Here is a 21,795-nt window from a genome sequence, read left to right as displayed (position 1 = left end):
GATCGGCCGGGCGGCGCCCGACGCGATCGGGGTTGCGGACCGCTGGGGCCGTCCTGCTCGTCGCCGCGTCGCTGATGACGGCCGGCTGCACGCAGGCCGCGACGGGCATCGTCGCGGACACCGGCGGCTACACCGAACCTCCCCTGCCCGAGGGGGCCACGATCGCACCGCGTCCGACGGGACCCCCGACGAACAAGGCGAACTGCGGGGACCCCACGGCGAGCCTGCGTCCCTTCCCCGGCGTCCCACCCGAGCCGCCGCCGCCGAGCGCCTCCCTCGCCGAGATCCAGGCAAGGGGCAGGCTCATCGTCGGTCTCGACACCGGCAGCAACCTCTTCAGCTTCCGCGATCCGGCGACGGGCGCCATCGAGGGCTTCGACGCCGACATCGCCCGCGAACTGGCGCGCGACCTGGTCGGTGACCCGAACCGGGTGGAGTTCCGGATCCTGCCCTCCGCAGGCCGCATCCCGGCGCTGATGAACAGCACGGTCGACGCGGTGGTCAAGACGATGACGATCACCTGCGAGCGCCGCGAGAAGGTCGACTTCTCCACGGTGTACTTCGAGGCACAGCAGCGGGTGCTGGCGGTCAAGGGGTCGGGCATCACCGGCGCCGTCGATCTGGCGGGCAAGCGGGTCTGCGCGGCCGAAGGCACCACCTCCGTCGATCGCATCCAGCTGGTTCAACCCGGGGCGACCGTGGTGACGGTCCCGAACTGGGGCGACTGCCTGGTGGTGTTGCAGCAGCGTCAGGTCGACGCGGTGAGCACCGACGACTCGATCCTGGCCGGCCTGGCGGCACAGGACCCGTACCTGGAGATCGTGGGCGAGAGCCTGAGTTCGGAACCGTACGGGATCGGGATCAACAAGTCGGACGCCGACCTGGTGCGGATGGTCAACGGCAGCCTGGAGCGGATGCGCCGGGACGGCACCTGGAATCGGATCTACGATCGGTGGCTGAGAGTACTCGGGCCGTCGCCGGGCCCACCGGTCCCGCACTACCTGGACTGAAAGCGGAGACAATGGCTGGAACGCAGGGAGATCCGGGACCGGAGCCGCCGGTCCCGGAGCCGCCGATCGCCTCGACCGAGCGGTCGATGCGGACCCAGGCGTCGATGCCGGAGCCGTCGGTCCGCACCCAGGCCTCCACACCGGATGTCTCCGGCCGGACCCAGGCCTCCGCTCCGGAAGCGTCCGGCCGCACCCAGGCGACCGCACCGGAATCGACCGCGCCCGCCCGCACCACCGGACGCGGGAGTCGCTCGCAACGGTCGCGGACGAGCGTGCGCCGCCGCCTCGGCGCCGGGCTGGTCGAGGTCCCGCCGGTCAGCGCCGTCGAGCCCGCCGACGCGGTGATGGTCGACCCCGTCGTGCCAGAGAAAAAGCGGTTCTGTTGGAAGTGCGGAAAGCCGGTCGGCCGCAAGGGCCACTCCGAACCCGCGGCGTCCGCGGGCATCTGCCCCTCCTGCGGCACCATCTTCGACTTCACCCCGCTGCTCGGTCCGGGCGATCTGGTCGCCGGTCAGTACGAGGTGCAGGGCTGCATCGCGCACGGCGGGCTCGGCTGGATCTACCTCGCGATCGACCGCAACGTCAGCGATCGCTGGGTGGTGCTCAAGGGCCTGCTGCACTTCGGGGATGCCGAGGCGCAGGCCGTCGCGCTCGCCGAGCGGCAGTTCCTGGCGGAGGTGACGCACCCGAGCATCGTGAAGATCTACAACTTCGTCGAGCATCCTCGGCCCGATGGCAGCCCGATGGGGTACATCGTCATGGAGTACGTCGCCGGGCATTCGCTCCGCGACGTACTCAGCACTCACCAACGGCCGGAACGGATTCCGGTCGAACAGGCGATGGCCTACGTGCTCGAGATCCTGCCCGCACTCGGCTACCTCCATTCGGTTGGCCTGGTCTACAACGACCTCAAGCCGGAGAACATCATGATCACCGACGATCAGCTCAAGCTGATCGACCTGGGCGCGGTCGCAGGCATCGAGGACTACGGCTACCTCTACGGCACTCCGGGGTACCAGGCGCCGGAGATCCTCAGGACCGGTCCGACCGTCGCCTCCGACATCTACACAGTCGGCCGGACCCTCGCCGTGCTCAGCCTCCAGATGCCTTCCGCCAAAGGCAAATACCTCGACGGACTGCCCGATCCCGAGCAGGCACCACTGATCGCCGAGTACGAGTCCTTCCATCGGCTGTTGCTGCGGGCGACCGCCCCCGATCCCGACCACCGGTTCAGCTCCGCGGAGGAGATGGCCAGCCAGCTCACCGGGGTGCTCCGTGAGACCCTGGCCCAGCAGACCAACGAGGAGCGTCCGGGGCTCTCCGAACTGTTCAGCCCACAACGCACCACCTTCGGCACCGAGGAGGCTGTGCGGCAGACAGATGTCTATGTCGACGGCCGCAAGCACGAGCCGACCATGTCGGGACGCGACATCACGGCCGCGCTCGCCGTTCCGCTGATCAACCCGTCCGACCCGAGCGCCGCCCTGCTCGCGGCCGCGGTGCACGCCGAGCCGGATCAGACCCTGGACGCCATCCGCCACGCCAGGGCGAACGGGCTCGAGCGAACGGTGGACGGCAGCGCGGGGTTCACCGCCGAGATCGCGCTGGCCGAGGCGAAGGCGCACCTCGACCTCGGCGACGGGACCGAGGCGTCTCGGGTGCTCGGTTCACTCAGCGCGGCAAAGGGATCGAACTGGCGGGTCGACTGGTACGGCGGCATGGCCTCCCTGCTCGGCGCCGAGTACGAGCAGGCGATGAGCCAATTCGAGTCCGTGCTCGAGGCGCTCCCCGGCGAGTTGGCCCCGAAGCTGGCATTGGCCGCCACCGCGGAACTCATTCTGCAGCACTGGGACACCGACCAACCCGAGCAGTGGCGCAGGTTCGCCGAGAAGTACTACCGAACGGTCTGGCGCACGGACCGCAGCATGGTCAGCGCCGCCTTCGGGCTAGGCAGGCAGCTGGCCGACAAGTGCGACATCACCGGTGCGATCGCGGCCCTCGATCAGGTGCCGCCGAGCTCACGGCATTTCAACGTCGCCCGGATGACCTCGGTGCTCACCCTCCTCTCCAGCGGGCCGATCGAGGAGATCCGCGAGACCGCGATCCGGGAGGCCGCCCGCCGGGTGAACGCGTTGCCGCCCAACGAGGGCCGGGCCCTGCAGATGCGCACGCTGGTGCTCGGCACCGCGCTGGACTGGGTGCTGCTCGGCAATGTCGCGAAATCCGAACACGAACCGATCCTCGGTGTCGCGTTCACCGAGCGGGGACTGCGCGCGGGCACCGAGGCCGGGCTACGCGCCCTCGCGCGCAACGCCGAACACCGCAGGCACCGGTACGCACTCGTGGACCTCGCCAACTCGATCCGGCCCAAGAGCCTGATCTGAGCGGACATCGCGCGGTCCCCGCCCGATCGGACGGGGACCACCGCGCATCTAGCCCTCCGTGACCGGCCGGTAGGTGCAGACGTGCACACCCGCGGGGCTGATGGCGGTGGAGACCAACTCGAGGCTGTTCAGCTTGCCGCCGTCGGGGAAGATCGTCTTCCCGCCGCCGAGCAGCACCGGCATCACCATGAGTCGGAGCTCGTCGACAAGGCCCTCCTGCAGGAGGGTTCGCACCAGGGTGGGGCTGCCCATGACCACCAGGTCGCCGCCCTCGGTCGCGCGCAGCTCCCGGATACGGGCAACGGCCTCGTCGCCGGTGATCCGCGTAGTGTTCTCCCACGTCAGCTCGTCCTCGCCCAGGGAGTCGGACACGACGTACTTCGCGATCGCGTTCATCTTGTCGGCGAACGGGTCACCGGCCCGCTCGGGCCACGCCCCCGCCATCGTCTGCCACGTCCGGCGTCCGAACAGCAGCGCCTCGGCCTTGCTCAACGCATCATCGAACGCACCGCCGACCACCTCCGGGTCGAAGAACGGGTGCGACCAGCCGCCGTGGGCGAATCCACCGTCGGTGTCCTCCTCGGGTCCACCCGGTGCCTGCACGACGCCGTCCAAGCTGATGAACTCGCTGATAACGATGCGCATGGGACTCGCTCCTCTTCGGTTGTTGTTCGTCTCTGGTGGGCTTCAGGGGTATAGACCCGCGAGCCGGCCGAAAATCATCGCTGCCCTTGCTCGACCGCGCCATCCGGGGCGAAGCTACGCGCGGCCCTGGCGATGGCCAACTCCTCGTTTGTCGGCACCACCAGCACCGTGACCCGCGACGAGTCCGTCGAGATCACCCGGGCGGAACGGTCTTTCGCCACATTGCGCTCGAGGTCGATCTCGATTCCGAGCGACTCGAGACCGGCGAGCGCGTCGGCGCGGACCTCGACCGCGTTCTCGCCCACCCCGGCGGTGAATGTGATGGTGTCGACCCTGCCCAGGGTCACCAGGTATGCGCCGATGTACTTGCGCAGCCGGTGGATGTAGACGTCGTAGGCGAGCCGGGCCGCCTCGTCGCCGTCGGCGATGAGGCGGCGGAGCTCGCGAAAGTCGTTGACCCCACACAGGCCCTTGAGCCCGGACCCGCGGTTGAGCAGGTCGTCGATGGCGTCCACGTCCAGGTCCGCGCTGCGCCGCAGGTGCATCACGATGCCCGGGTCGATGTCGCCGCTGCGGGTGCCCATCACCAGCCCCTCGAGCGGGGTCAGCCCCATCGAGGTATCCATCGCCCTGCCGCCCGCGATGGCCGAGGCCGAGGCCCCGTTGCCCAGGTGCAGCACGATCTGGTTGAGCTCGGCATTGTCCCGGCCGAGCACCTCGGCCACCCGGCCGGAGACGTACTCGTGCGAGGTGCCGTGGAATCCGTAGCGGCGCACCCCGTGTGCCGCCGCCACCTGGGCGTCGATGGCGTAGGTCCGGGCCTCCGCGGGCAGCGTGTGAAAAAAGGCGGTGTCGAAGACCGCGACGTGCGGGACGTCGGGGAACACCCGCATCGCGCTCTCGATACCGACCACGTTCGCCGGATTGTGCAGCGGGGCAAGGGCGGACAGCCGGGAGATCTCGGCGATGACGTCCGCGGTGATCCGGGTCGGCCGGTAGAACACCTCGCCGCCGTGCACCACGCGGTGACCGACGGCGGCGATGCCCGCCGTCGTCAGATCCATGCCCGCCTCCGCGAACATCGCGAAGGCCAGCCGCAGGCCCTCCGCGTGGTCGGCGATCGGACCGCGATGCTCGCTGTCGATGCCGCCCTGCCGGTGCCCGATGACCCCGTCCGGCTCGCCGATCCGTTCGACCAGCCCCGAGGCGATGGCCTCGCCGCCGTCGGGGTCGATCAGCTGGTATTTGATCGAGGACGAGCCCGAATTGATCACCAGCACCGGACCGTTCACCGCTGACCCCCTTCTTCGACGCCCTGCGCCTGGATCGCCGTGATGGCGACCGTGTTGACGATGTCCTGGATCAGCGCGCCGCGGGACAGGTCGTTGACCGGTTTCCTCAGGCCCTGCAGGACCGGGCCGACCGCGACGGCCCCCGCGCTGCGCTGCACCGCCTTGTACGTGTTGTTCCCGGTGTTCAGATCGGGGAACACGAACACCGTCGCCCGGCCAGCCACCTTCGAATCGGGCAGTTTCGTGCTCGCCACCGTCGGCTCGATGGCCGCGTCGTACTGGATCGGCCCCTCCACCAACAGGTCCGGCCGCCGCTCGCGGACCAGGACCGTTGCCTCCCGGACCTTGTCCACCTCCGCGCCGGAGCCCGAGTCGCCGGTCGAATACGACAGCATCGCGATCAGCGGGTCGATGCCGAACTGGGCCGCGGTCTGCGACGAGGAGATCGCGATGTCCGCCAGCTGCTCCGACGTCGGGTCCGGCACGACCGCGCAGTCGCCGTAGGCCAGCACCCGGTCGGCCAGGCACATCAGGAAGATGCTCGAGACGGTCGAGACACCTGGCGCGGTCTTGATGATCTCGAACGACGGCCGGATCGTGTGCGCTGTGGTGTGCGCGGCACCGGAAACCATGCCGTCCGCGATCCCCAACTGCACCATCATCGTTCCGAAGTAGGAGATGTCGGCCATCACCTCGCGGGCACGTTCGACGGTCATCCCCTTGTGCGCCCGCAGCCGGGCGTACTCCTGGGCGAACTGATCGGTGTACTCGCAGTTCGTCGGGTCGAGCACCGTGGCCGCGCTCAGGTCGACGCCGAGCTCAGCGGCGCGCCTGCGCACCGGGCCCTCCTCCCCGAGGATGGTCAGGTCGGCGACCTTGCGCTGCAACAACCGTCCGGCCGCCCGCAGGATCCGGTCGTCGTCCCCCTCCGGCAGCACGATGTGCTTGCGGTCCGCCCTGGCCCGCTCGATCAACTGGTACTCGAACATCTGCGGGGTCACCACCTCGGGCCTGGCGACCTCGAGTCGGGCCAGCAGGTCGGCCGCGTTCACACGCTGCTCCATCAGGCTCAGCGCGGTGTCCACCTTGCGCTGCGAGCCGACCCCGACACGTCCCCTGGCCTGCGCGGCCGCGCTGGCGGTGTCGAATGTCCCGAGGTCGGTGGTGAGGATCGGCAACCGCGGCTTGAGGCCGGCGACGAGCTTCGCGATGGCGGGGTGCGGCGCGATGCCGCCGTTCATGATGATCCCGGCGAGCGACGGAAAACCTTCCGCCTCATGGGCATTGACCATCGCGAGCAGCACGTCGGACCGATCGCCCGGGGCGATCACCACCACGCCCTCCGACAGCCGCTCGAGGATGTGCTCGGCGGTCATCCCGCCGACCATCACCCGCAGCGCTTCCCGCTGCAGCAGCTCGGGATCCCCGCTGTACAGCTCGCCGTCGACCGCGGTCAGCAGCTCACCCATGGTCGGCGCGACCAGCAGCGGGATCTCGGGCAGGGTCCATGCGGGCACCGCCATCGGCTCCAGTGCCGTCGTCACCTCGCCGAGCCGGGCGGGGTCGCAGCGGTTCGCGACGATGCCAACCAGGTGGGCGTGCTGGGCGCGCAGCTCGGCCGCGCAGATCTGCGCCAGCTGCAACACCTCGTCGGGGGTCCGACCCGACCCGCGGAGCGCGAGCAGCACCGGTGCATCCAGGTTCACCGCGATCCGGGCGTTGTAGCTCAGCTCGCTCGGGCTGGCGACGTCCGTGTAGTCGCTGCCGATGATCACCACGGCATCGCACTGTTCCGCGACATCGTGGTAGCGCGAGACGATCTCGCTGAGCGCCAGCTCCGGATCGGCGTGCACCTGCTCGTAGGTGACGCCGAGGCACTGCTCATAGCTGAGATCCGCGGACGTGTGGTCGAGCAGCAACTCCAGGATGTAGTCCGGCTCGTCGGTGGAACGCGCGATCGGCCGGAACACCCCCACCCGGGCGGCCGAGCCGCTGAGCATCTGCAGCACGCCGAGCGCGATGGTCGATTTCCCGGTATCGCCCTCTGGGGAGGCGATGTAGATGCTCGAGACTGCCGACTCCGCGGATGCCATGGCGTCCACCCTAATGGTGCGGATCGCGGTCCGCCGTCGGCCACAGCCACTCGCCACGGCCGCGCCGGACTCGGGTAGTCGACTACGCGTGCCCGGTCCGGAACCCGGTGGCAATGTCTTACTCAGGCCCGATCATGTGATCTGGCCCCAGGGGATGAGTATCGATGCGAACTACATCCTGGTCGATGGCGTCCGTGCTGGCTGTCGCCGTTGTCACACTGGCGCTCGGCCTGTTCTCGCCAGAGTCCGAGGCTGCGCCGCAACAGCGGTCCGCCGCGCTGCCGGTGCGAGCCCTCCCCGAATTGCCCGATGTGCCGGGGCCAGGCGACCTCGAGTTCCCCCCGCTGCCGCCGATCCCACCCGTGCCCGAACCACTTCCGGTGCCGCCGGTCCCACCCGTACCCGAACCACCCCCGGTCCCACCCGCACCCGAACCACCGCCGGTCCCACCCGCACCCGAACCACCCCCGGTGGCACCCGTCCCGCCCGCGCCGGGACGGCCGGGCCCCGCATCGACAGATGTCACCGGCACCGCCGAGATGACGCCGAACACCGGCGCCCGCGGCTCGCAGCACGATGCGTCGACGCCGGCGCCGGGCCCGACCGGTGCGCCCGCGGGAGGAACCGTGACAGGGGGACAGTCCGAACCGGGTCCGACTCTCACGCCCGGTCGTGGTCCGTCGACCACCGACGAGAACGGCACGCCCGGCTCGGCCGACTCCCCGCAGGTCGCCATGATCGCCGCGGTCGGATTGACCTCCGTCGCCGCGGCCGCGGGTGCCGGGGTCGCGGTGCGGGCCCGGAGAGTCCGGCGGTGGCCGACCGAACACGTCGACACCCAACCGAAGCCTGCGCCTCCCGTCGTCGCGGTCGAGCCGCCGCCGGGGCAGATGCACGGCCATGCCGTGCGTCTCGAGCCCAGGGAGGACGCCGGCCACCAGTTCATCGAGGAGAACGGCCGTGACCAGAACTGAGATCGTGACCAGATCGACCCTGCGCGCCACGGTGTTCGGGCAGCAGTCCGACGACGCCCTGACCTCGCGCATGAAGCCCCACCTGCCGCCGACCGGGATGACCCCGGACCGGGTGTCCACCACCCGGGCGGTGCCGCGCTCGGCGCTACGGCTGATCGACAGCCGCATCCTGTCCACCGCGTTGCGCTTCCTCGATCAGGACCCCTGCCCCCTGCTGCTGGCCGGGCTGAAGAAGTACCGGGCCCTCGCCGAGGCCGCGCGCGTCACAGCGGCCGCGCCCGGCCGCGAGGAGGTGGTGATGCTGGTCGATCCCTACCGCGTCATCTCCGAGCACCGGCCGGAGGTCGCGCTGCTCATCGACGGCACCGAGGTCGCCCGGATCGGGTTCGACCTGCGGATCGCCTTCGGCATGTGTGAGACGGCGGTCGCGGTGCGGCTCGGGGCCATCGACTCCGTCGACTGCGAGGCCGGTGCGGTGTCCGTGGACCTGTCCGTTCCCGGCGGCGAGAAACTGCTGCACGGGGAGGCGGAGTACTCGGTGCGGCGCGAGCTGCGGCCGCCGATCGTGATTCCGGTCGATCCGCGGCCTGAACGTCGTCTGTGAGCGACTCAGCCGCGGGCCTCCGGGCGGTCCATGACCCGCAGCCAACTCCCGTCCGGCTGACGACGCACCACCTGCACCCGACCACCGGTGTCGTCCGCCGGCCGGGTGGAGGTCATCGCGAGGTCCCCGCTGCGCACCGTCGGCATCGGCTCCTCGACCTCGAAGTGCGGCCGGTTCGCCAGGAGCTGCTCGATGACGGCACGGATCGCCTCCCGCCCCACGGTCTCACTGCCAGGAGGGAAGGCCAGCACGGCATCGGGCTCGTACAGCTCGGCGATCCCGGCCGCGTCGCCTGCATTGGCTCGTTCGACGAACATCCTGGCCAGATCCTCTGGGGTGGTTGCCTTTTCGCGTACTGCGGTCATCGCGGTCTCCCTCGTTCTCGCTCCGCGCGGAGCTGATGTGCCTGACCACTCCATCCTGCGAGGACCGCAGCGATAAGTCCAAGAACTGGTTTGTCTCGTAGCTAGAATCTCTGGTTATGGAACTTCGCCAACTGGAGTACTTCGTCGCGGTCGTCGAGGAGTCGAATTTCACCCGGGCCGCCGAGCGGGTGCACGTCGCCCAGCCGGGCGTCAGCGCGCAGATCCGCCGGCTCGAACGGGAACTCGGACAGGAACTGCTGGACCGCTCGGGCCGTACCGTCCGGCCGACCGCCGCGGGAGAAGCGGTGCTCCCCCACGCCAGGGCCGCCCTCGCCGCGGTGGCTGGGGCGCGGGCCGCCGTCGACGAGCTGGCCGGACTGATTCGTGGGCACGTGTCGGTCGGAATGGTCACCGCAGGCCCGACGGTCACCGTGGCGGACATGCTGGCCGGCTTCCACGCCGAGCACCCCGGCGTGGGCATCTCGCTCTCGGAGGACACCTCCGCGCGGCTACTCGGCGCGCTGCGCGAGGGCAGGCTCGACGTCGCGCTCGTCGGGCTGGCCGGACCGCCACCACCGGGGGTGTCCGTTCACGTCCTCGTGGACGAGCCGTTCGTCGCCGCGGCCCCGCCGGGCGACCCACTGGCCGCCCGCGACACCATCACTCTCGAGGCGCTGTGCGACCGCGAACTGATCGCCTTGCCCCGCGGCACCGGCCTCCGCACGGCCCTCGACAACGCCTGCGCCCGAGCCGGATTCACACCCCGCGTCGCGTTCGAGGCGAGCGACCCGAACATCCTGGCACGGCTGGCGGCGCGTGGGCTCGGGGTGGCCATCCTGCCGACGACGGTCGCGGACACGCACGCGAGTGCGCTGCGGGCCGTCACCATCACCCGACCCGGATTACGCGGCCGCATCGCGCTTGCCTGGCGCTCGGACGGCCCGGCCAGTTCGGCGGCCGCGGCGCTGGTCGCGCACGCCCGGCTGAGCCTGCCCGCGCGTCAGAACACCGGCGCGCGATCGATGTCCGACACGTCCGCGCCTGCCTCCTCGAGCCGCCGGAAAAGCTGATCGGTCCCGTTGGCGGCCGAGAACTCGAGCTCGCTGTCGCTGATCGGCACCGCCTGCAGCCAGGTGTCGACGCTCTCCTCGGTGTCGACCAGGATCTCCAGGTCCGGCCAGATGAACGGCACCACCAGGAGCAGGTGCTTCATCGACCGCGCCGGGTCCACCTCGCGGATCGCGTTCGGGATGATGCAGTTCGGCGTCAGGTGGAACGAGCCGGACCCCACCGCGAAGGCGCACTGCGCGAGCACGTCGGCCAGCGCCCGGTAGTCGGCGCGCCCCACCGTGACCAACTCGGTGCGGATCGGACGGCCGTCGTCGGTGGTGACATTCGTCGGGAAGCGGGACATGTCCAGCGTCGCGTACGAGGCGTAACCCGGACCCGGGCAACCGTCCCCGACGGCGATCGACACCTCGTCCGGGGTCTCGCCGTCGGAGTCTTCGTCGACCGCGGCCCGGAATCGCAGCACCTGCGGCAACCCGCCGAACACCGCCCCGATCCGGCGTGCTGCTTCCATGACCTCGTCGCTGGCATCCATGACCGGCAAGCCTAGTGCGCCCGCCCGCCGGTCCGGCCCGCGCTATCCGAGCTTGCGCAGCCGCGGTGCCAGGTCGCGCTCGAACAGCTCCAGGAACCGGCGCTGGTCGTGACCGGGGGCGTGGAAGACCAGGTGGTTCAGGCCCGCGTCGGTGTACTGCTTGACCTGCTCGACAGCCTCGTCGGGGTCGGAGGCGACGATCCACCGCTTGGCGACCTGCTCGATCGGCAGCGCGTCCGCGGCCGCCTCCATCTCGATCGGGTCCTCGATGGAGTGCTTCTGCTCGGGCGTCAGCGACAGCGGCGCCCAGAACCGCGTGTTCTCCAGAGCCAGTTCGGGGTCGGTGTCGTAGGAGATCTTGATCTCGATCATCTTGTCGATCTCGGCGACGTCGCGCCCGACCTTCTCCGCGCCCTCGGCCACGGCGGGCATCAGCTTCTCGGTGTAGAGGTCCATGCCCTTGCCGGAGGTGCAGATGAAGCCGTCTCCCGCTCGACCCGCGTACCGCGCGACGACCGGTCCGCCTGCCGCAATGTAAACCGGGATGCCGCCCTCGGGCACGTCGTAGATCGAGGCGCCGGTGGTGCGGTAGTACTCGCCCTCGAAGTCGGTGCGCTCGCCGGTCCACAGCGCGCGCATCAGCTGCACCGACTCGCGCAGCCGCGCGAACCGCTCCTTGAACTCCGGCCACTCGCCCTGGTAGCCGGTGGCGATCTCGTTGAGGGCCTCACCGGTGCCGACGCCGAGCATGATGCGTCCCGGGTACAGGCAGCCCATGGTCGCGAACGCCTGGGCCACGACGGCCGGGTTGTAGCGGAAGGTCGGGGTCATCACCGAGGTGCCCAGCTGCAGGGTGGTGGTGCGCTCGCCGACCGCGGTCATCCAGGAGAGGGAGAACGGCGCGTGCCCGCCATTGTGCCGCCACGGCTGGAAGTGATCGCTCACCGTCGCGCTGTCGAGGCCGTGCGCCTCGGCCAGGACGGCGAGTTCCACCAACTCGCGCGGCCCGAACTGCTCCGCAGAAGCCTTGTACCCGAGCTTGAGAGCCACCGTTCCTCCTAGCGAGTGCTACCCGTCACAACCGAGACTCACTATGCACGGGACATTCTCGGCCCGCCACGGGGGGTCGGGTTCGCCTCGGCGCCGCCCGCTCATAGCGCGCCGATCACTGTCACCACCACGGTGAACCCCGCGACCAGCGACACGGCGACCGCGAACAGCCACAACTCCCTGGCCTCGGGCATCGGCGCGCCGCGCTCGAGCGCATGCCGGACCTGCAGCCAGCGCCGCATCCCGACCAGCGAGGCGGCCACGGACAGCAGGATCAGGATGAGCCCGAGCAGGGTGCGCACCCACCCGGTGCTGAAGTCGGGCACCAGGTGGACCATCGCGATACCACCGGCCAGGAACCCGAGCGAGGTCCGCATCCACGCCAGGAACGTCCGCTCGCTCGCCAGGGTGAACCGCTCATCGGGCCGCTCGATTTCCGCCACGGGGTGATCTTCGCACCGGCCGGCGCACTGGTGTCGAATCCGCGCCGGTTCGCCCCCGGACTGTTGCGCTGTGGGCCACACTGTGCAGTGACCTGTAACACTCCGCGACTGTTCTGTGATCCAAGGTGTCAGAGATCCATTCCCAGGTGCCCCACCGAGGAGGACATTTCCGTGACCCCATCGACAACGAACGGCAGATCCGGGAAGTACCTACGCAGGGCACTCGCCGGGACAGCGCTGGCGGCCTGCCTCGTGACATTGCCCGTCGCACCGGCCCTGGCCCAGCCCGGCAGCTCCGGGAGCGCGGGCAGCTCCGAGTTCGCCCTGCCCGTCCCGAGCCCCGCTGGTCTCATCGCGCTGGCGGCGGCCACCACCCAGACCGGGAAGCCCTACCTCTGGGGCGGCACCGGCCCCAACGCCTGGGACTGCTCCGGCCTGACCCAGTGGGCGTTCCGACAGGCCGGGGTGCAGCTGCCGCGAGTCAGCCAGCAGCAGGCGTGGGCAGGCAACTCCGTCCCCGCATGGGCGATGGCGCCCGGCGACATCATCACCTTCCGCACCGTGAACGACCACGTCGGCATCTACGCCGGCTTCGGGCAGGTCTTCAATGCCTACGGAGCAGGCGTGCCCATCGGGCTGACCCCGCTGTCCGAACTACCCCCGATCAACCAGGTCCGCCGATTCTGACGACCGTCCGGACTCGGCGACAAACACGGGAGGGGCGCGCACGGGTCACAATTGACCCGTGACCACCGACGAGCAGACCACCGGCTGGACCTACCTCATGGACATGGACGGCGTCCTCGTCCACGAGGACCACCTGATCCCGGGGGCCGACGAGTTCCTGGCCGAGCTGCAGGCGGCAGGCACCCCGTTCGTGGTGCTGACCAACAACTCGATCCGCACTCCCCGCGACCTGCGCGCCCGCCTGGTGCAGACCGGTCTCGACATCCCCGAGAAGGCGATCTGGACCTCGGCGCTGGCCACGGCGACCTTCCTGCGCACCCAGCGCCCGAACGGCAGCGCCTACGTCGTCGGCGAGTCCGGGCTCACGACCGCCCTGCACGACATCGGGTACGTGCTAACGGATCGGGATCCGGACTACGTGGTGCTGGGCGAGACCCGCACCTACTCCTTCGAGGCGATCACCACCGCCATCCGACTGATCGAGCGCGGCGCCCGGTTCCTCGCCACCAACCCGGACGCGACCGGACCGTCGCGAGAGGGTTCGCTGCCCGCGACCGGGTCGGTGGCGGCGCTGATCACCAGGGCCACCGGGCGGGAGCCGTACTACGTGGGCAAGCCGAACCCGTTGATGATGCGCTCGGCGCTGCGGGCGATCGGCGCGCACTCCGAACATACCCTGATGATCGGCGACCGGATGGACACCGACGTCGTCTCCGGCCTCGAGGCCGGGCTGCAGACCATCCTCGTGCTCACCGGCATCTCCACCCGCGCGTCGGTCGAGATGTTCCCGTACCGGCCGACACGGGTCATCGAGTCGGTGGCCGACCTGGTCGGGCGGACGGCAAACCCCTTCTGACGCCGCGGCTCAGAGCCGCGACCTATCGCGAAGCCGGCTCCCCACCGCGACGAGCACCACTGGAATCCACGCAAAACCGTAGGCGGTCCGCAGTACCTCGTTGTCGCCGACAATCGAGCCAACCGAGACAAGGGCGATCGCCCACAGGGTGGCTGCGGCAACGCTCACCATAGTGAAATCGCTTCGGCGAAGACGTGTTCCGGCCAGGACGCGAGGCGCAAGCGTCCGCACGCCGCCGATCATGTGACCGCAAACGGCGATCGAACGCGGTCTCGAATCCGACTGCTCGTGCAGCCACCGCTGCCAGGCCGCGACCCGGTCAGGCAGTGGGCGGCCGAGTACTTCGGGGAGGACGCATGTCCCGTGCCGACGCGCCCGAGCAAAAGCCAGCTGGGCGCCCGCGCACGACGACACCGCCACCACGACCACCGCGTGGACCGTGTGGAGAGCGCCACTCGCCACCAGCATTCCGAGGGTCAGCGGGATGCTGTTTCCAGGCAACACGAGTCCGATCAGGTAACCCGACTCGACCACCAACAACACCGCCACGACCACGAACAGCAGCGGCGCGGGCGCCAACGTCAGGTTGTCCACGTCGAGCATGCGGCCGAGACCGGTCACCATCGACGGCAGGTCGGGAATGTCCATGGAACCAGCCTGTCCGAGCGCCGCCCCCGAATCTGCCTGGAACGCCCACGAACTCCTGGTATGGATTTCCCTACCAGGGCTCGTGGGCCCGCCCGCCAGACCCCGGTCGTGCGCGGCCCTATGGTGGGATCGAAGCATCGAACCGACCGCGAGAGGCAGCACTGTGACCGCACCCGGTTCGTTGCCGATCCGCCGCAACCCGCTGCGCGCCTGGCTCAGCGTCGACTGGTGGCTGGCCGTGCTCTCACTGTTGTCCGCCGTGCTCTCCGGAATCGTCGGCCTGCTGTTGATCACCCTCCTCGCCGCCGTCGCACTCACCCTGCCGATGGCCTTGCTCGGGGTCCTCGTGTTCGCCTGCACCATTCCGGCGGTCCGGGGCGCCGACGCGGCCCAACGGGCCGCGGTCCGATTCCTCGGCGGCGGTCGAATCGCCGAGCCCGAACGTCCCGGCGGTCCCACCCGGCGGGCCCGGTTCGTCGCGACAGCCCGCGACCCGGCACTGTGGCGTTCGCTCGCCTACTGGTTCCTGCGAATCCCACTGGGAGTCCTGCTTCCGATCGTGGTCGCCGCCCTGTTCACCGCACCCCTGACCCTGACGCTGGCTCCCGTCGCATGGCTGCTCACCGACCCTCGGGATTCCGAGCTGCGAGAGCACTTTGTTGGACTGCCGGCAATGTTGGCCGTCGGCGCTGTCGGCGCTGTCGGCGCGGTATGGCTGATGCTGCTCACCCCGCTGCTCGTGTCCTCCCTTGCTCGGGCCGATTGGTGGTGCACCCGAATGCTGTTGGGCGCCTCGACCACCCAGGAACGCATGGCGCAGCTGACCGAGTCCCGCGCCAGGGTGATCGATGCCGCTGAGGCAGACCGACGGCGCATCGAGCGCGACCTGCACGACGGCGCACAGCAGCGATTGGTATCGGTGTCGATCTCCCTGGGGCAGGCGCGATCCCGCGTGGCGGCTTCCGAGGACGAGACGCTTCGCACGCTGCTCGACGACGCCCACCGGGAAACGAAGAACGCCATCGGCGAGATCCGCGCACTGACTCGTGGACTGCATCCGCCGATCCTCACCGACAGGGGACTCGATGCTGCGCTGTCCTCGGTGGCGACGCTGTGTGCGGTTCCCGTCGACATCGACGTCGCCGCGGAGCTGGCCGGAGTGGGAAGACCGTCGGCCGCACTCGAGTCCAACATCTACTTTCTCGTCTCGGAGGCCCTGACCAACGTGAGCAAACACGCCAACGCCACCCGCGCGACCGTCGCCGTCAAACGTGTCGGGTCCGCGATCCGGGTCACCGTCGACGACAACGGCGACGGCGGCGCGCAGATCCTGCCCAGCGGCGGACTCGCGGGCCTGGCCGACCGGCTCAGCGGGGTGGACGGCACCCTGCGGGTGGAGAGTCCGGCCGGTGGGCCGACCCGACTCCTCGTGGAGGTCCCATGCGGGTGATGCTGGCCGATGATTCGGTGTTGCTGCGCGAGGGCATCGGCCGTCTCCTCGCCGACAGCGGCGCGACGATCACCGCGAGCGTCGGCGACGCCGAGGCCCTGCTGCGCGCCGTCGGCGACGCCGAGGCGCCACCGGAGGTGTGCGTCGTGGACGTGCGGATGCCGCCGACTTTCCTCGACGAGGGGCTGCGAGCGGCGTTGGTGATCCGCGAGCGGTGGCCGCGGGTCGGGGTCCTGGTGCTCTCGCAGTACGTCGAGGAACGCTATGCGTCCGAGCTCCTCCGTGACCGCATCGACGGTGTCGGCTATCTGCTGAAGGATCGGGTTGCCGACGTGGCGGACTTCATCGACGCCGTCGAGAGGGTGGCGGCGGGCGGCACCGTGATCGACCCCGATGTGGTTCAACAACTCCTGGCACGCACGCCGCGTAACGACACGCTCGACACACTGACCCCGCGCGAACGCGAGGTGCTCACCGCGATGGCGCAGGGGCAGTCGAACGCCGGAATCGCCGCCACGCTCGTGATCGGGCACGCCGCTGTCGAAAAGCACATCGGCAATATCTTCGGCAAGCTCGGCCTCCACCACGACGCCGCCGACCATCGGCGCGTCCTGGCCGTCCTGCGCTACCTAGGAGCGACATGAACAGGCTCGCGACCTCCCGCCGGATCGCCGCGATCGCCTGCGCGACCGCCGTCGCGGTCGGGGCAGGCGGCGCGGCGTCCGCAACCCTTGCGTACTCATTCGGGGTGCCAAGCCAGCACGAGTTCTCCCACACCGCGTCCGGCGATGCCTCCGGCACACTGACGGTCCGGGCACCAGTCGGTGGGGTCGACCTCACCATCTCACCCAGCCCCGATGACCGCCTGTACGTGACGGCCTCGGGCACCTATCGCGGTGGTCCGCCGGTGGTCACGGTCGGCGAATCCGGTGCCGCGGTGGACATCGTGTGCCCCGAGGGCCAGTTCTGGAGATGCTCGCTCGACGTCACCGTAGCGGTCCCGTCACGGGCCGACGTGACGGCGGAGGGCGTCGCCGGATCGATCACGATGACGGACCTGCACGGTGCCGTGACGGCAACCACCACCACCGGTGACGTCACAATACGGCGGCACCACGGTCCCGTCCGGGCGCAGACCGCCGAGGGGGCAGTCGAGATCGGGGCGATTGCGGCACCCGAACTGTCGGCCCGCACCACCTACGGCAGCATTCGAATCGACGTGGATACCCCACCCGATTCCGTCGATGTGCGAAACACCATCGGCGACATCGAGATCGGGTTGCCCGGTGGTGTCGCTTACCACCTGGAGACGACCGTCCGCGACGCAGCCGCGGTGACCACCGCCGTTGCCGAGGACCCCACCAGCCCGCACCTGGTCCGGATCGAGTCCTCAGCCGGGGCAGTGGCGGTGTTCCCCAACGACTAGCGGGCGCCGCTCAGCCCAGAGCCTGTTCCAGGTCCGACAGCAGGTCGGCCGTGTCCTCGAGCCCGACGGACAACCGGACCACGCCGTCGGTGAGCCCCACGGCCGCACGGCCTTCCGGGCCCATCGCACGGTGTGTGGTGGTGGCCGGGTGGGTGATCAGCGACTTGGCGTCACCGAGGTTGTTCGAGATGTCGATCACCCGCAGCGCGTCGAGCACCTCGAAGGCCCGCTTCTTGGCCTCGCCGTCCGGCGCGTCGAGCTCGAAGGTGACGACGGTGCCGCCGCCGCTCATCTGCCGCTTGGCCAGATCGTGCTGCGGATGCGACTCCAGATACGGGTACTTCACCCAGCGCACCGACTTGTGGCCCTCGAGGAACCGGGCGATCTGGAGCGCCGAGTCGACCGAGTGCCGCACCCGCACCGGCATCGTCTCGAGCCCCTTGAGCAGCGTCCACGCGTTGAACGGGCTCAGCGCGGGACCGGTGTGCCGCATCAGGTTCTGGACCGGACCCTCGATGTAGTCCTTGGGCCCGAGGATCGCGCCGCCGAGCACCCGACCCTGGCCGTCGATGTGCTTGGTTCCGGAGTACACCACGATGTCCGCGCCCAGATCGAGGCTGCGCTGCAGCAATGGGGTGGCGAAGACGTTGTCCAGCACCACTTTTGCGCCTGCCGCGTGCGCGAGCTCCGAGACCCGCGGGACGTCGACGAGCGACTGCATCGGGTTCGACGGGGTCTCGAAGAACACCGCGGTGGTCGGCACCGACAGCGCCTGCTCCCACTGCTCGAGGTCCTCACCGTCGACGAAGACCGTCTCCACGCCCCAGCGCGGCAGGATCTCGTTGCACACCACGAAGCAGGAGCCGAACAGGCTGCGCGCCGCGACCAGCCGGTCGCCCGCGCCGAGCAGCGCGCCGAGCGCCGTGAACACCGCGGACATGCCGCTCGAGGTGGCGAAGCAGGCCTCCGCGCCCTCGATCAGGCGCAGTCGCTCCTCGAACATCTTCACGGTCGGGTTGCCGTACCGGGAGTAGACGAAGTGGTCGACCTCCCCGGTGAACGCCTGCTCGGCCGCGCCCGCCGACTCGTAGACGAAGCCGGAGTTGAGGAACAACGCCTCGGAGGTCTCCTCGAACCCGGTACGCATGATGCCGCCGCGCACGCCGAGGGTGCCGAGCCCGACATCCGGCGGGAGCTCGCGGTGGAAGGCCCCGCCCTGCGGGATGCCACTCACGACTGCCGCCACGGGAGTCCGAGCGCACGCCAGCCGGCCGCCCCGCGGTGGCCGTCCGCGTCGATGCCGCCCTCGAAGCCGTCGAGGACGTTGTACGACGGCTCGATGCCGGCTGCGGTCGCGGCCTGGGCCGCACCGATGGAGCGCTGGCCGGATCGGCACAGGAAGACCGCAGGTCCGCCGGAGATCCCGGCCTCCTTGAGCTGGTCCACGAAGTTGTCGTTCCTGGACCCGGTGACGCTCACCCACTCGATGAGCACCGGCTGCCTGCCCAGTTCGGTGGTGTCGGGAACACCCACGAACCGCCATTCCGCGTCGGTGCGAACATCGACGAGAACCGCCTCGGGATGCTCGCGCAGCAGGTCCCATGCCTGCTGCGGGGTGATGTCGCCTGCGTAGGTCATGGCATCAGTTTTTCACAGGCCGAGAATCCGTTCACGCTGCGGCAGCCAGCTTGACGGCGCGGCCCACCTCGGTCCGCAGCGCCGCGTACTCGGCGGAACCCCTCAACTCGTCCGCGGACACCCCGGAGCGGGGCAGATCCACCGTCAGGTCGAGCGCGATGCGGCCCGGCCTGTGGGTCAGCACGACGATCCGCGAACCCAGGAAGACGGCCTCCTCGGCACTGTGGGTGACGAACACGCTGGTGCGTGCCGTGGCCGCGCTCACCGCCCGCAGATCCTCCTGCAGCCGTTCACGGGTCAGCGCGTCCAGCGCGGCGAACGGCTCGTCGAGCAGCAGTAGTGGGGTCGGCGCGGCGAGGGCACGGGCGATCGCCACCCGCTGTTGCTGGCCGCCGGAGATCTCCCAGATCTGGCGGTCCGCCATCCCGTCCAGGCCGACCCGTGCCAGCAGTTCCTCCCGGCGGGCCGCCCGGTCCTGCCGCGGCACCCGCGCGTACTTGAGCGCGACGTCGATGTTGCCGCCGACGCTCTTCCACGGGAACAACCGCGGCTGCTGGAACACCACGCTCGAGGTCACCCCGGGCGAGGGATCGGCCCCCGCGACCCGGACCGCACCCGCCGTTGCCGCCTCGAAGCCGGCGATCAGCCGCAGCAGTGTGCTCTTCCCGCACCCCGAGGCCCCCACGAGCACCAGGAACTCCCCCGCCGGGACGTCCAGCGAGACCGGGCCGACCGCGGTGACTGCCGCAGCCCCTGCGCCGTAGACGTGGGTGACCTCTCGCAGCCGGATGGCCGGCTCGTCACTGGATGGCACCGGGAAGGCCCTTCACGTACAGCGCCCGCTGGAAGGTCGCGAGGTCGGGCGCACTCGCGATCTGCTTCTGCTCGGCTAGGAACTGCGCCGCGCTGTGCAGGTTGTTCGCCAGGTTGCCCGGCGCGCCCTCGGCGCCCAGCCATTCCGGCGAGGACAACGCCGCGGGCCGCAGGAACACGCCTTGACGGAGTTGGCCCGCCGCGTCCTGCTCGCTGATGCCGATCTCCGCTGCCACGGCCTTCGCCGCGGTGGCTGGGTCGTCGGCGATGGTGGTCAGCGCGCGGGCCTGGGCGGTGCGCCAGGCGTCCACGACCTCCGGGTGCTCGGCCGCGAACGAGGCGGACACGACGCCGAGGTCGAGAGTCGGCTTGCCCGCCGTGGCCAGCTCCCTGCTGGTGATCAGCGTCTTGCCGTCCTTCCTCAGCTCGTCGAGGGTCGGCAGCCAGGTGTAGACGGCGTCGATGTCGCCGCGCTGCCACGCCGCGAGCGAGGCCTGCGGCTGCAGATCCACCAGCTGCACGTCGGATGCGGACAGCCCGGCCTGGTTCAGCGCGGCCAGGAGGCTGTAGTGCGCGGTGGACGCGAATGCGGTGCCGACCTTCTTGCCGCGCAGGTCCGCGACGGTCTCGATGCCGGTGCCGTTGCGCGCGACCAGTGCCTCGTTGTCGCCTGCCACGTCCAGCACGAACGCCACCTGATACGGGATGTTCAGCGGCGCCGACAGTCCCCGCGCCACCGGGCTCGATCCGAGCGCACCGAAGTCGAGTTCGCCGGCGACGAAGGCGGTGTTCACGTCCGCGCCGGAGTCGAACTTGGTCCACTTCACGTTGTAGTCCGGCAGCGCCTCCTCCAGCCATCCCTGGTTCTTGACGACCAGGTCGCCGCTCGGAAAGGTCTGGTAGGCAACGCGAATGGTGGGCTTGCTGTCATCCTGTCCCGCCGCATCGACCGAGCAGGCGGCCGCGGTCAGCGCGAGGGCTCCGGCCGCGAGGGCCGTCAGCAGCGCCCGCACGGGACGTCGGGTGTGCTTCATATCTTTCCTCTCCAGGGGACCGCGCGCCGTTCGACGGCGCGCAGCAGGGCGTCGATGACCAATCCGGAAAACCCGATCGCGAAGATGCCAACGAGCACGACGGGGGTGTTGTTGTAGTTCGAGGCGTCCTTGACCATCCCGCCGATACCGGGGATGCCGTTGAAGAGTTCGGCCGCAACCACGGAGGAGTAGGCGATCCCGACCGCCAGCCGGACACCGGTGAAGGTCTCGGGCAACGCCGCGGGCACCACGACGTCGCGGATCACCTGGGCTCGGCCGGCACCGAGCGCCCGCGCCGCTTCGATCAGCGTGACCGGTGCCGCGAGCACTGCCGTCGTGGTCGCGACGGCCGCAGGAGGCAGCGCCGCCAGTGCCAGCAGCGCGATCTTGGGCGCCTCGTCGATGCCCAGCCAGATCACCAGCAGGAAGAAGTAGGCCAGCGGCGGCAACGCCCGCAGGAACGTCAGCCACGGCTCGAGAACGTGCCGCACCCATCCCACGGTGCCCATCGCCAGCCCCAGAGCGACGCCCGCGGCGACACCGATCACGACGCCCGCAAAGACGCGGCGCAGCGTCATGTACAGGTGCTCCACCAGCAGGTAACCCTGGTAGCCGCGGACCCCGTCGTGGGTGGTGGAGGCGTCGACGGCGGCGTTCCACACGGTGCGCGGGTAGGGGACGAAGATCTCGTTCCAGATCCCGCTGGCCGCGGCGAGCTGCCAGAGCCCGAGGAAGACCAGCACCGAGAGCACCGGCAGGCCGAATCGACTCGCCCGGTCC

Annotated in this window: 23 protein-coding genes; 10 read left to right on the top strand and 13 right to left on the bottom strand. The window is 70.0% G+C overall.

The features are described from left to right. Window positions 1–74 precede the first annotated feature (74 nt). Window positions 75–1,010: a glutamate ABC transporter substrate-binding protein gene (locus FCG67_RS06850; protein ID WP_136909022.1), complete on the top strand. Its 936-nt coding sequence runs from the start codon at window positions 75–77 to the stop codon at window positions 1,008–1,010. 104 nt (window positions 1,011–1,114) lie between these two features. Next, window positions 1,115–3,394, top strand: coding sequence for a serine/threonine-protein kinase (locus tag FCG67_RS06845; RefSeq protein ID WP_425467807.1), 2,280 nt, complete (start codon window positions 1,115–1,117; stop codon window positions 3,392–3,394). 48 nt (window positions 3,395–3,442) lie between these two features. Here FCG67_RS06845 and FCG67_RS06840 read toward each other — a convergent pair whose 3' ends face one another. The 3 genes from FCG67_RS06840 to pta all read right to left on the bottom strand — a co-directional run bounded on the left by FCG67_RS06840 (window position 3,443) and on the right by pta (window position 7,424). Continuing rightward, complete coding sequence (locus tag FCG67_RS06840) at window positions 3,443–4,039, bottom strand: dihydrofolate reductase family protein (RefSeq protein ID WP_136908388.1); 597 nt, start codon at window positions 4,037–4,039, stop codon at window positions 3,443–3,445. A gap of 74 nt (window positions 4,040–4,113) precedes the next feature. Beyond that, on the bottom strand, window positions 4,114–5,331 hold the full coding sequence (locus FCG67_RS06835) for an acetate kinase (RefSeq protein ID WP_136908386.1): 1,218 nt from the start codon (window positions 5,329–5,331) through the stop codon (window positions 4,114–4,116). After that, window positions 5,328–7,424: a phosphate acetyltransferase gene (pta, locus tag FCG67_RS06830; RefSeq protein WP_136908384.1), complete on the bottom strand. Its 2,097-nt coding sequence runs from the start codon at window positions 7,422–7,424 to the stop codon at window positions 5,328–5,330. The genes FCG67_RS06835 and pta overlap by 4 nt, the downstream gene beginning before the upstream one ends. Before the next feature lie 164 nt (window positions 7,425–7,588). On the opposite strand from pta, the gene FCG67_RS24900 reads away from it, so the two are divergent. Both FCG67_RS24900 and FCG67_RS06815 read left to right on the top strand, forming a co-directional pair. Beyond that, on the top strand, window positions 7,589–8,398 hold the full coding sequence (locus tag FCG67_RS24900) for a hypothetical protein (protein WP_169310464.1): 810 nt from the start codon (window positions 7,589–7,591) through the stop codon (window positions 8,396–8,398). Beyond that, window positions 8,385–9,002 (top strand): hypothetical protein, encoded by a 618-nt coding sequence (locus tag FCG67_RS06815; protein WP_136908377.1) that lies wholly within the window; start codon window positions 8,385–8,387, stop codon window positions 9,000–9,002. The genes FCG67_RS24900 and FCG67_RS06815 overlap by 14 nt, the downstream gene beginning before the upstream one ends. 5 nt (window positions 9,003–9,007) lie before the next feature. On the opposite strand, the gene FCG67_RS06810 is transcribed toward FCG67_RS06815, so the two are convergent. Next, window positions 9,008–9,367: a YybH family protein gene (locus tag FCG67_RS06810; protein WP_136908375.1), complete on the bottom strand. Its 360-nt coding sequence runs from the start codon at window positions 9,365–9,367 to the stop codon at window positions 9,008–9,010. A 116-nt stretch (window positions 9,368–9,483) separates the two neighbouring features. Here FCG67_RS06810 and FCG67_RS06805 point away from each other — a divergent pair, with 116 nt between their 5' ends. Beyond that, window positions 9,484–10,437: a LysR family transcriptional regulator gene (locus FCG67_RS06805; protein WP_136908374.1), complete on the top strand. Its 954-nt coding sequence runs from the start codon at window positions 9,484–9,486 to the stop codon at window positions 10,435–10,437. On the opposite strand, the gene FCG67_RS06800 is transcribed toward FCG67_RS06805, so the two are convergent. From FCG67_RS06800 to FCG67_RS06790, 3 genes are all read right to left on the bottom strand, one after another. Then, window positions 10,368–10,970, bottom strand: a complete 603-nt coding sequence (locus tag FCG67_RS06800) for a suppressor of fused domain protein (protein ID WP_136908372.1) — start codon at window positions 10,968–10,970, stop codon at window positions 10,368–10,370. The genes FCG67_RS06805 and FCG67_RS06800 overlap by 70 nt on opposite strands. Before the next feature lie 42 nt (window positions 10,971–11,012). Further along, window positions 11,013–12,020 carry a glucose-6-phosphate dehydrogenase (coenzyme-F420) gene (gene fgd, locus FCG67_RS06795; protein ID WP_136908370.1) on the bottom strand — a complete coding sequence of 336 codons (1,008 nt, stop codon included), beginning with the start codon at window positions 12,018–12,020 and terminating at the stop codon, window positions 11,013–11,015. A gap of 101 nt (window positions 12,021–12,121) precedes the next feature. Further along, a complete protein-coding gene (locus FCG67_RS06790) occupies window positions 12,122–12,463 on the bottom strand; it encodes a YidH family protein (RefSeq protein ID WP_136908368.1) in 342 nt (113 codons plus the stop codon). A 171-nt stretch (window positions 12,464–12,634) separates the two neighbouring features. Here FCG67_RS06790 and FCG67_RS06785 point away from each other — a divergent pair, with 171 nt between their 5' ends. Together FCG67_RS06785 and FCG67_RS06780 are read left to right on the top strand one after the other, a co-directional pair. Continuing rightward, on the top strand, window positions 12,635–13,150 hold the full coding sequence (locus FCG67_RS06785; RefSeq protein ID WP_425467803.1) for a C40 family peptidase: 516 nt from the start codon (window positions 12,635–12,637) through the stop codon (window positions 13,148–13,150). 97 nt (window positions 13,151–13,247) lie between these two features. Beyond that, window positions 13,248–14,006: an HAD-IIA family hydrolase gene (locus FCG67_RS06780; protein WP_136909016.1), complete on the top strand. Its 759-nt coding sequence runs from the start codon at window positions 13,248–13,250 to the stop codon at window positions 14,004–14,006. 9 nt (window positions 14,007–14,015) lie between these two features. Here FCG67_RS06780 and FCG67_RS06775 read toward each other — a convergent pair whose 3' ends face one another. Continuing rightward, on the bottom strand, window positions 14,016–14,654 hold the full coding sequence (locus FCG67_RS06775; RefSeq protein WP_169310463.1) for a DedA family protein: 639 nt from the start codon (window positions 14,652–14,654) through the stop codon (window positions 14,016–14,018). Between the two features lie 163 nt (window positions 14,655–14,817). Between FCG67_RS06775 and FCG67_RS06770 the strand changes: the two genes are divergently transcribed. From FCG67_RS06770 to FCG67_RS06760, 3 genes are read left to right on the top strand one after another with little or no spacing between them, the layout of a single operon-like run. Next, the gene (locus FCG67_RS06770) at window positions 14,818–16,104 is read left to right on the top strand and encodes a sensor histidine kinase (RefSeq protein WP_169310462.1); all 1,287 of its coding nucleotides are present in this window, start codon (window positions 14,818–14,820) and stop codon (window positions 16,102–16,104) included. After that, on the top strand, window positions 16,095–16,748 hold the full coding sequence (locus FCG67_RS06765) for a LuxR C-terminal-related transcriptional regulator (protein ID WP_136908361.1): 654 nt from the start codon (window positions 16,095–16,097) through the stop codon (window positions 16,746–16,748). The genes FCG67_RS06770 and FCG67_RS06765 overlap by 10 nt, the downstream gene beginning before the upstream one ends. After that, a complete protein-coding gene (locus FCG67_RS06760) occupies window positions 16,745–17,530 on the top strand; it encodes a DUF4097 family beta strand repeat-containing protein (RefSeq protein WP_136908359.1) in 786 nt (261 codons plus the stop codon). Before FCG67_RS06765 ends, FCG67_RS06760 begins: the two co-directional genes overlap by 4 nt. 10 nt (window positions 17,531–17,540) lie before the next feature. On the opposite strand, the gene FCG67_RS06755 is transcribed toward FCG67_RS06760, so the two are convergent. From FCG67_RS06755 to FCG67_RS06735, 5 genes are read right to left on the bottom strand one after another with little or no spacing between them, the layout of a single operon-like run. After that, window positions 17,541–18,764 carry an O-succinylhomoserine sulfhydrylase gene (locus tag FCG67_RS06755; protein WP_136908357.1) on the bottom strand — a complete coding sequence of 408 codons (1,224 nt, stop codon included), beginning with the start codon at window positions 18,762–18,764 and terminating at the stop codon, window positions 17,541–17,543. After that, a complete protein-coding gene (locus FCG67_RS06750; protein WP_136908355.1) occupies window positions 18,761–19,168 on the bottom strand; it encodes a rhodanese-like domain-containing protein in 408 nt (135 codons plus the stop codon). Before FCG67_RS06750 ends, FCG67_RS06755 begins: the two co-directional genes overlap by 4 nt. A 31-nt stretch (window positions 19,169–19,199) precedes the next feature. After that, entirely contained in the window at window positions 19,200–19,982 is a 783-nt protein-coding gene (locus FCG67_RS06745; protein ID WP_136908353.1) for an ABC transporter ATP-binding protein, read from the bottom strand. Continuing rightward, a complete protein-coding gene (locus FCG67_RS06740; RefSeq protein WP_136908351.1) occupies window positions 19,969–21,015 on the bottom strand; it encodes a taurine ABC transporter substrate-binding protein in 1,047 nt (348 codons plus the stop codon). Before FCG67_RS06740 ends, FCG67_RS06745 begins: the two co-directional genes overlap by 14 nt. Continuing rightward, window positions 21,012–21,773: an ABC transporter permease gene (locus FCG67_RS06735; protein ID WP_246044949.1), complete on the bottom strand. Its 762-nt coding sequence runs from the start codon at window positions 21,771–21,773 to the stop codon at window positions 21,012–21,014. Before FCG67_RS06735 ends, FCG67_RS06740 begins: the two co-directional genes overlap by 4 nt. Window positions 21,774–21,795 lie beyond the last annotated feature (22 nt).

The organism is Rhodococcus oryzae (genome assembly GCF_005049235.1).
GTDB classification, from domain to species: Bacteria; Actinomycetota; Actinomycetes; order Mycobacteriales; family Mycobacteriaceae; genus Rhodococcus_G; species Rhodococcus_G oryzae.
Note: the sequence above shows the minus strand (reverse complement) of the source record. Positions and strands in the feature narration are given on the sequence as shown.

Bases quoted from the DNA above. Each gene is read 5' to 3' on its own strand.
- FCG67_RS06850 (WP_136909022.1), top strand. From the start codon at position 75: ATGACGGCCGGCTGCACGCAGGCCGCGACGGGCATCGTCGCGGACACC.
- FCG67_RS06845 (WP_425467807.1), top strand. From the start codon at position 1,115: ATGCCGGAGCCGTCGGTCCGCACCCAGGCCTCCACACCGGATGTCTCC.
- FCG67_RS06840 (WP_136908388.1), bottom strand. From the start codon at position 4,039: ATGCGCATCGTTATCAGCGAGTTCATCAGCTTGGACGGCGTCGTGCAG.
- pta (WP_136908384.1), bottom strand. From the start codon at position 7,424: ATGGCATCCGCGGAGTCGGCAGTCTCGAGCATCTACATCGCCTCCCCA.
- FCG67_RS24900 (WP_169310464.1), top strand. From the start codon at position 7,589: ATGCGAACTACATCCTGGTCGATGGCGTCCGTGCTGGCTGTCGCCGTT.
- FCG67_RS06810 (WP_136908375.1), bottom strand. From the start codon at position 9,367: ATGACCGCAGTACGCGAAAAGGCAACCACCCCAGAGGATCTGGCCAGG.
- FCG67_RS06805 (WP_136908374.1), top strand. From the start codon at position 9,484: ATGGAACTTCGCCAACTGGAGTACTTCGTCGCGGTCGTCGAGGAGTCG.
- FCG67_RS06800 (WP_136908372.1), bottom strand. From the start codon at position 10,970: ATGGATGCCAGCGACGAGGTCATGGAAGCAGCACGCCGGATCGGGGCG.
- FCG67_RS06780 (WP_136909016.1), top strand. From the start codon at position 13,248: ATGGACATGGACGGCGTCCTCGTCCACGAGGACCACCTGATCCCGGGG.
- FCG67_RS06775 (WP_169310463.1), bottom strand. From the start codon at position 14,654: ATGGACATTCCCGACCTGCCGTCGATGGTGACCGGTCTCGGCCGCATG.
- FCG67_RS06765 (WP_136908361.1), top strand. From the start codon at position 16,095: ATGCGGGTGATGCTGGCCGATGATTCGGTGTTGCTGCGCGAGGGCATC.
- FCG67_RS06760 (WP_136908359.1), top strand. From the start codon at position 16,745: ATGAACAGGCTCGCGACCTCCCGCCGGATCGCCGCGATCGCCTGCGCG.
- FCG67_RS06750 (WP_136908355.1), bottom strand. From the start codon at position 19,168: ATGACCTACGCAGGCGACATCACCCCGCAGCAGGCATGGGACCTGCTG.
- FCG67_RS06740 (WP_136908351.1), bottom strand. From the start codon at position 21,015: ATGAAGCACACCCGACGTCCCGTGCGGGCGCTGCTGACGGCCCTCGCG.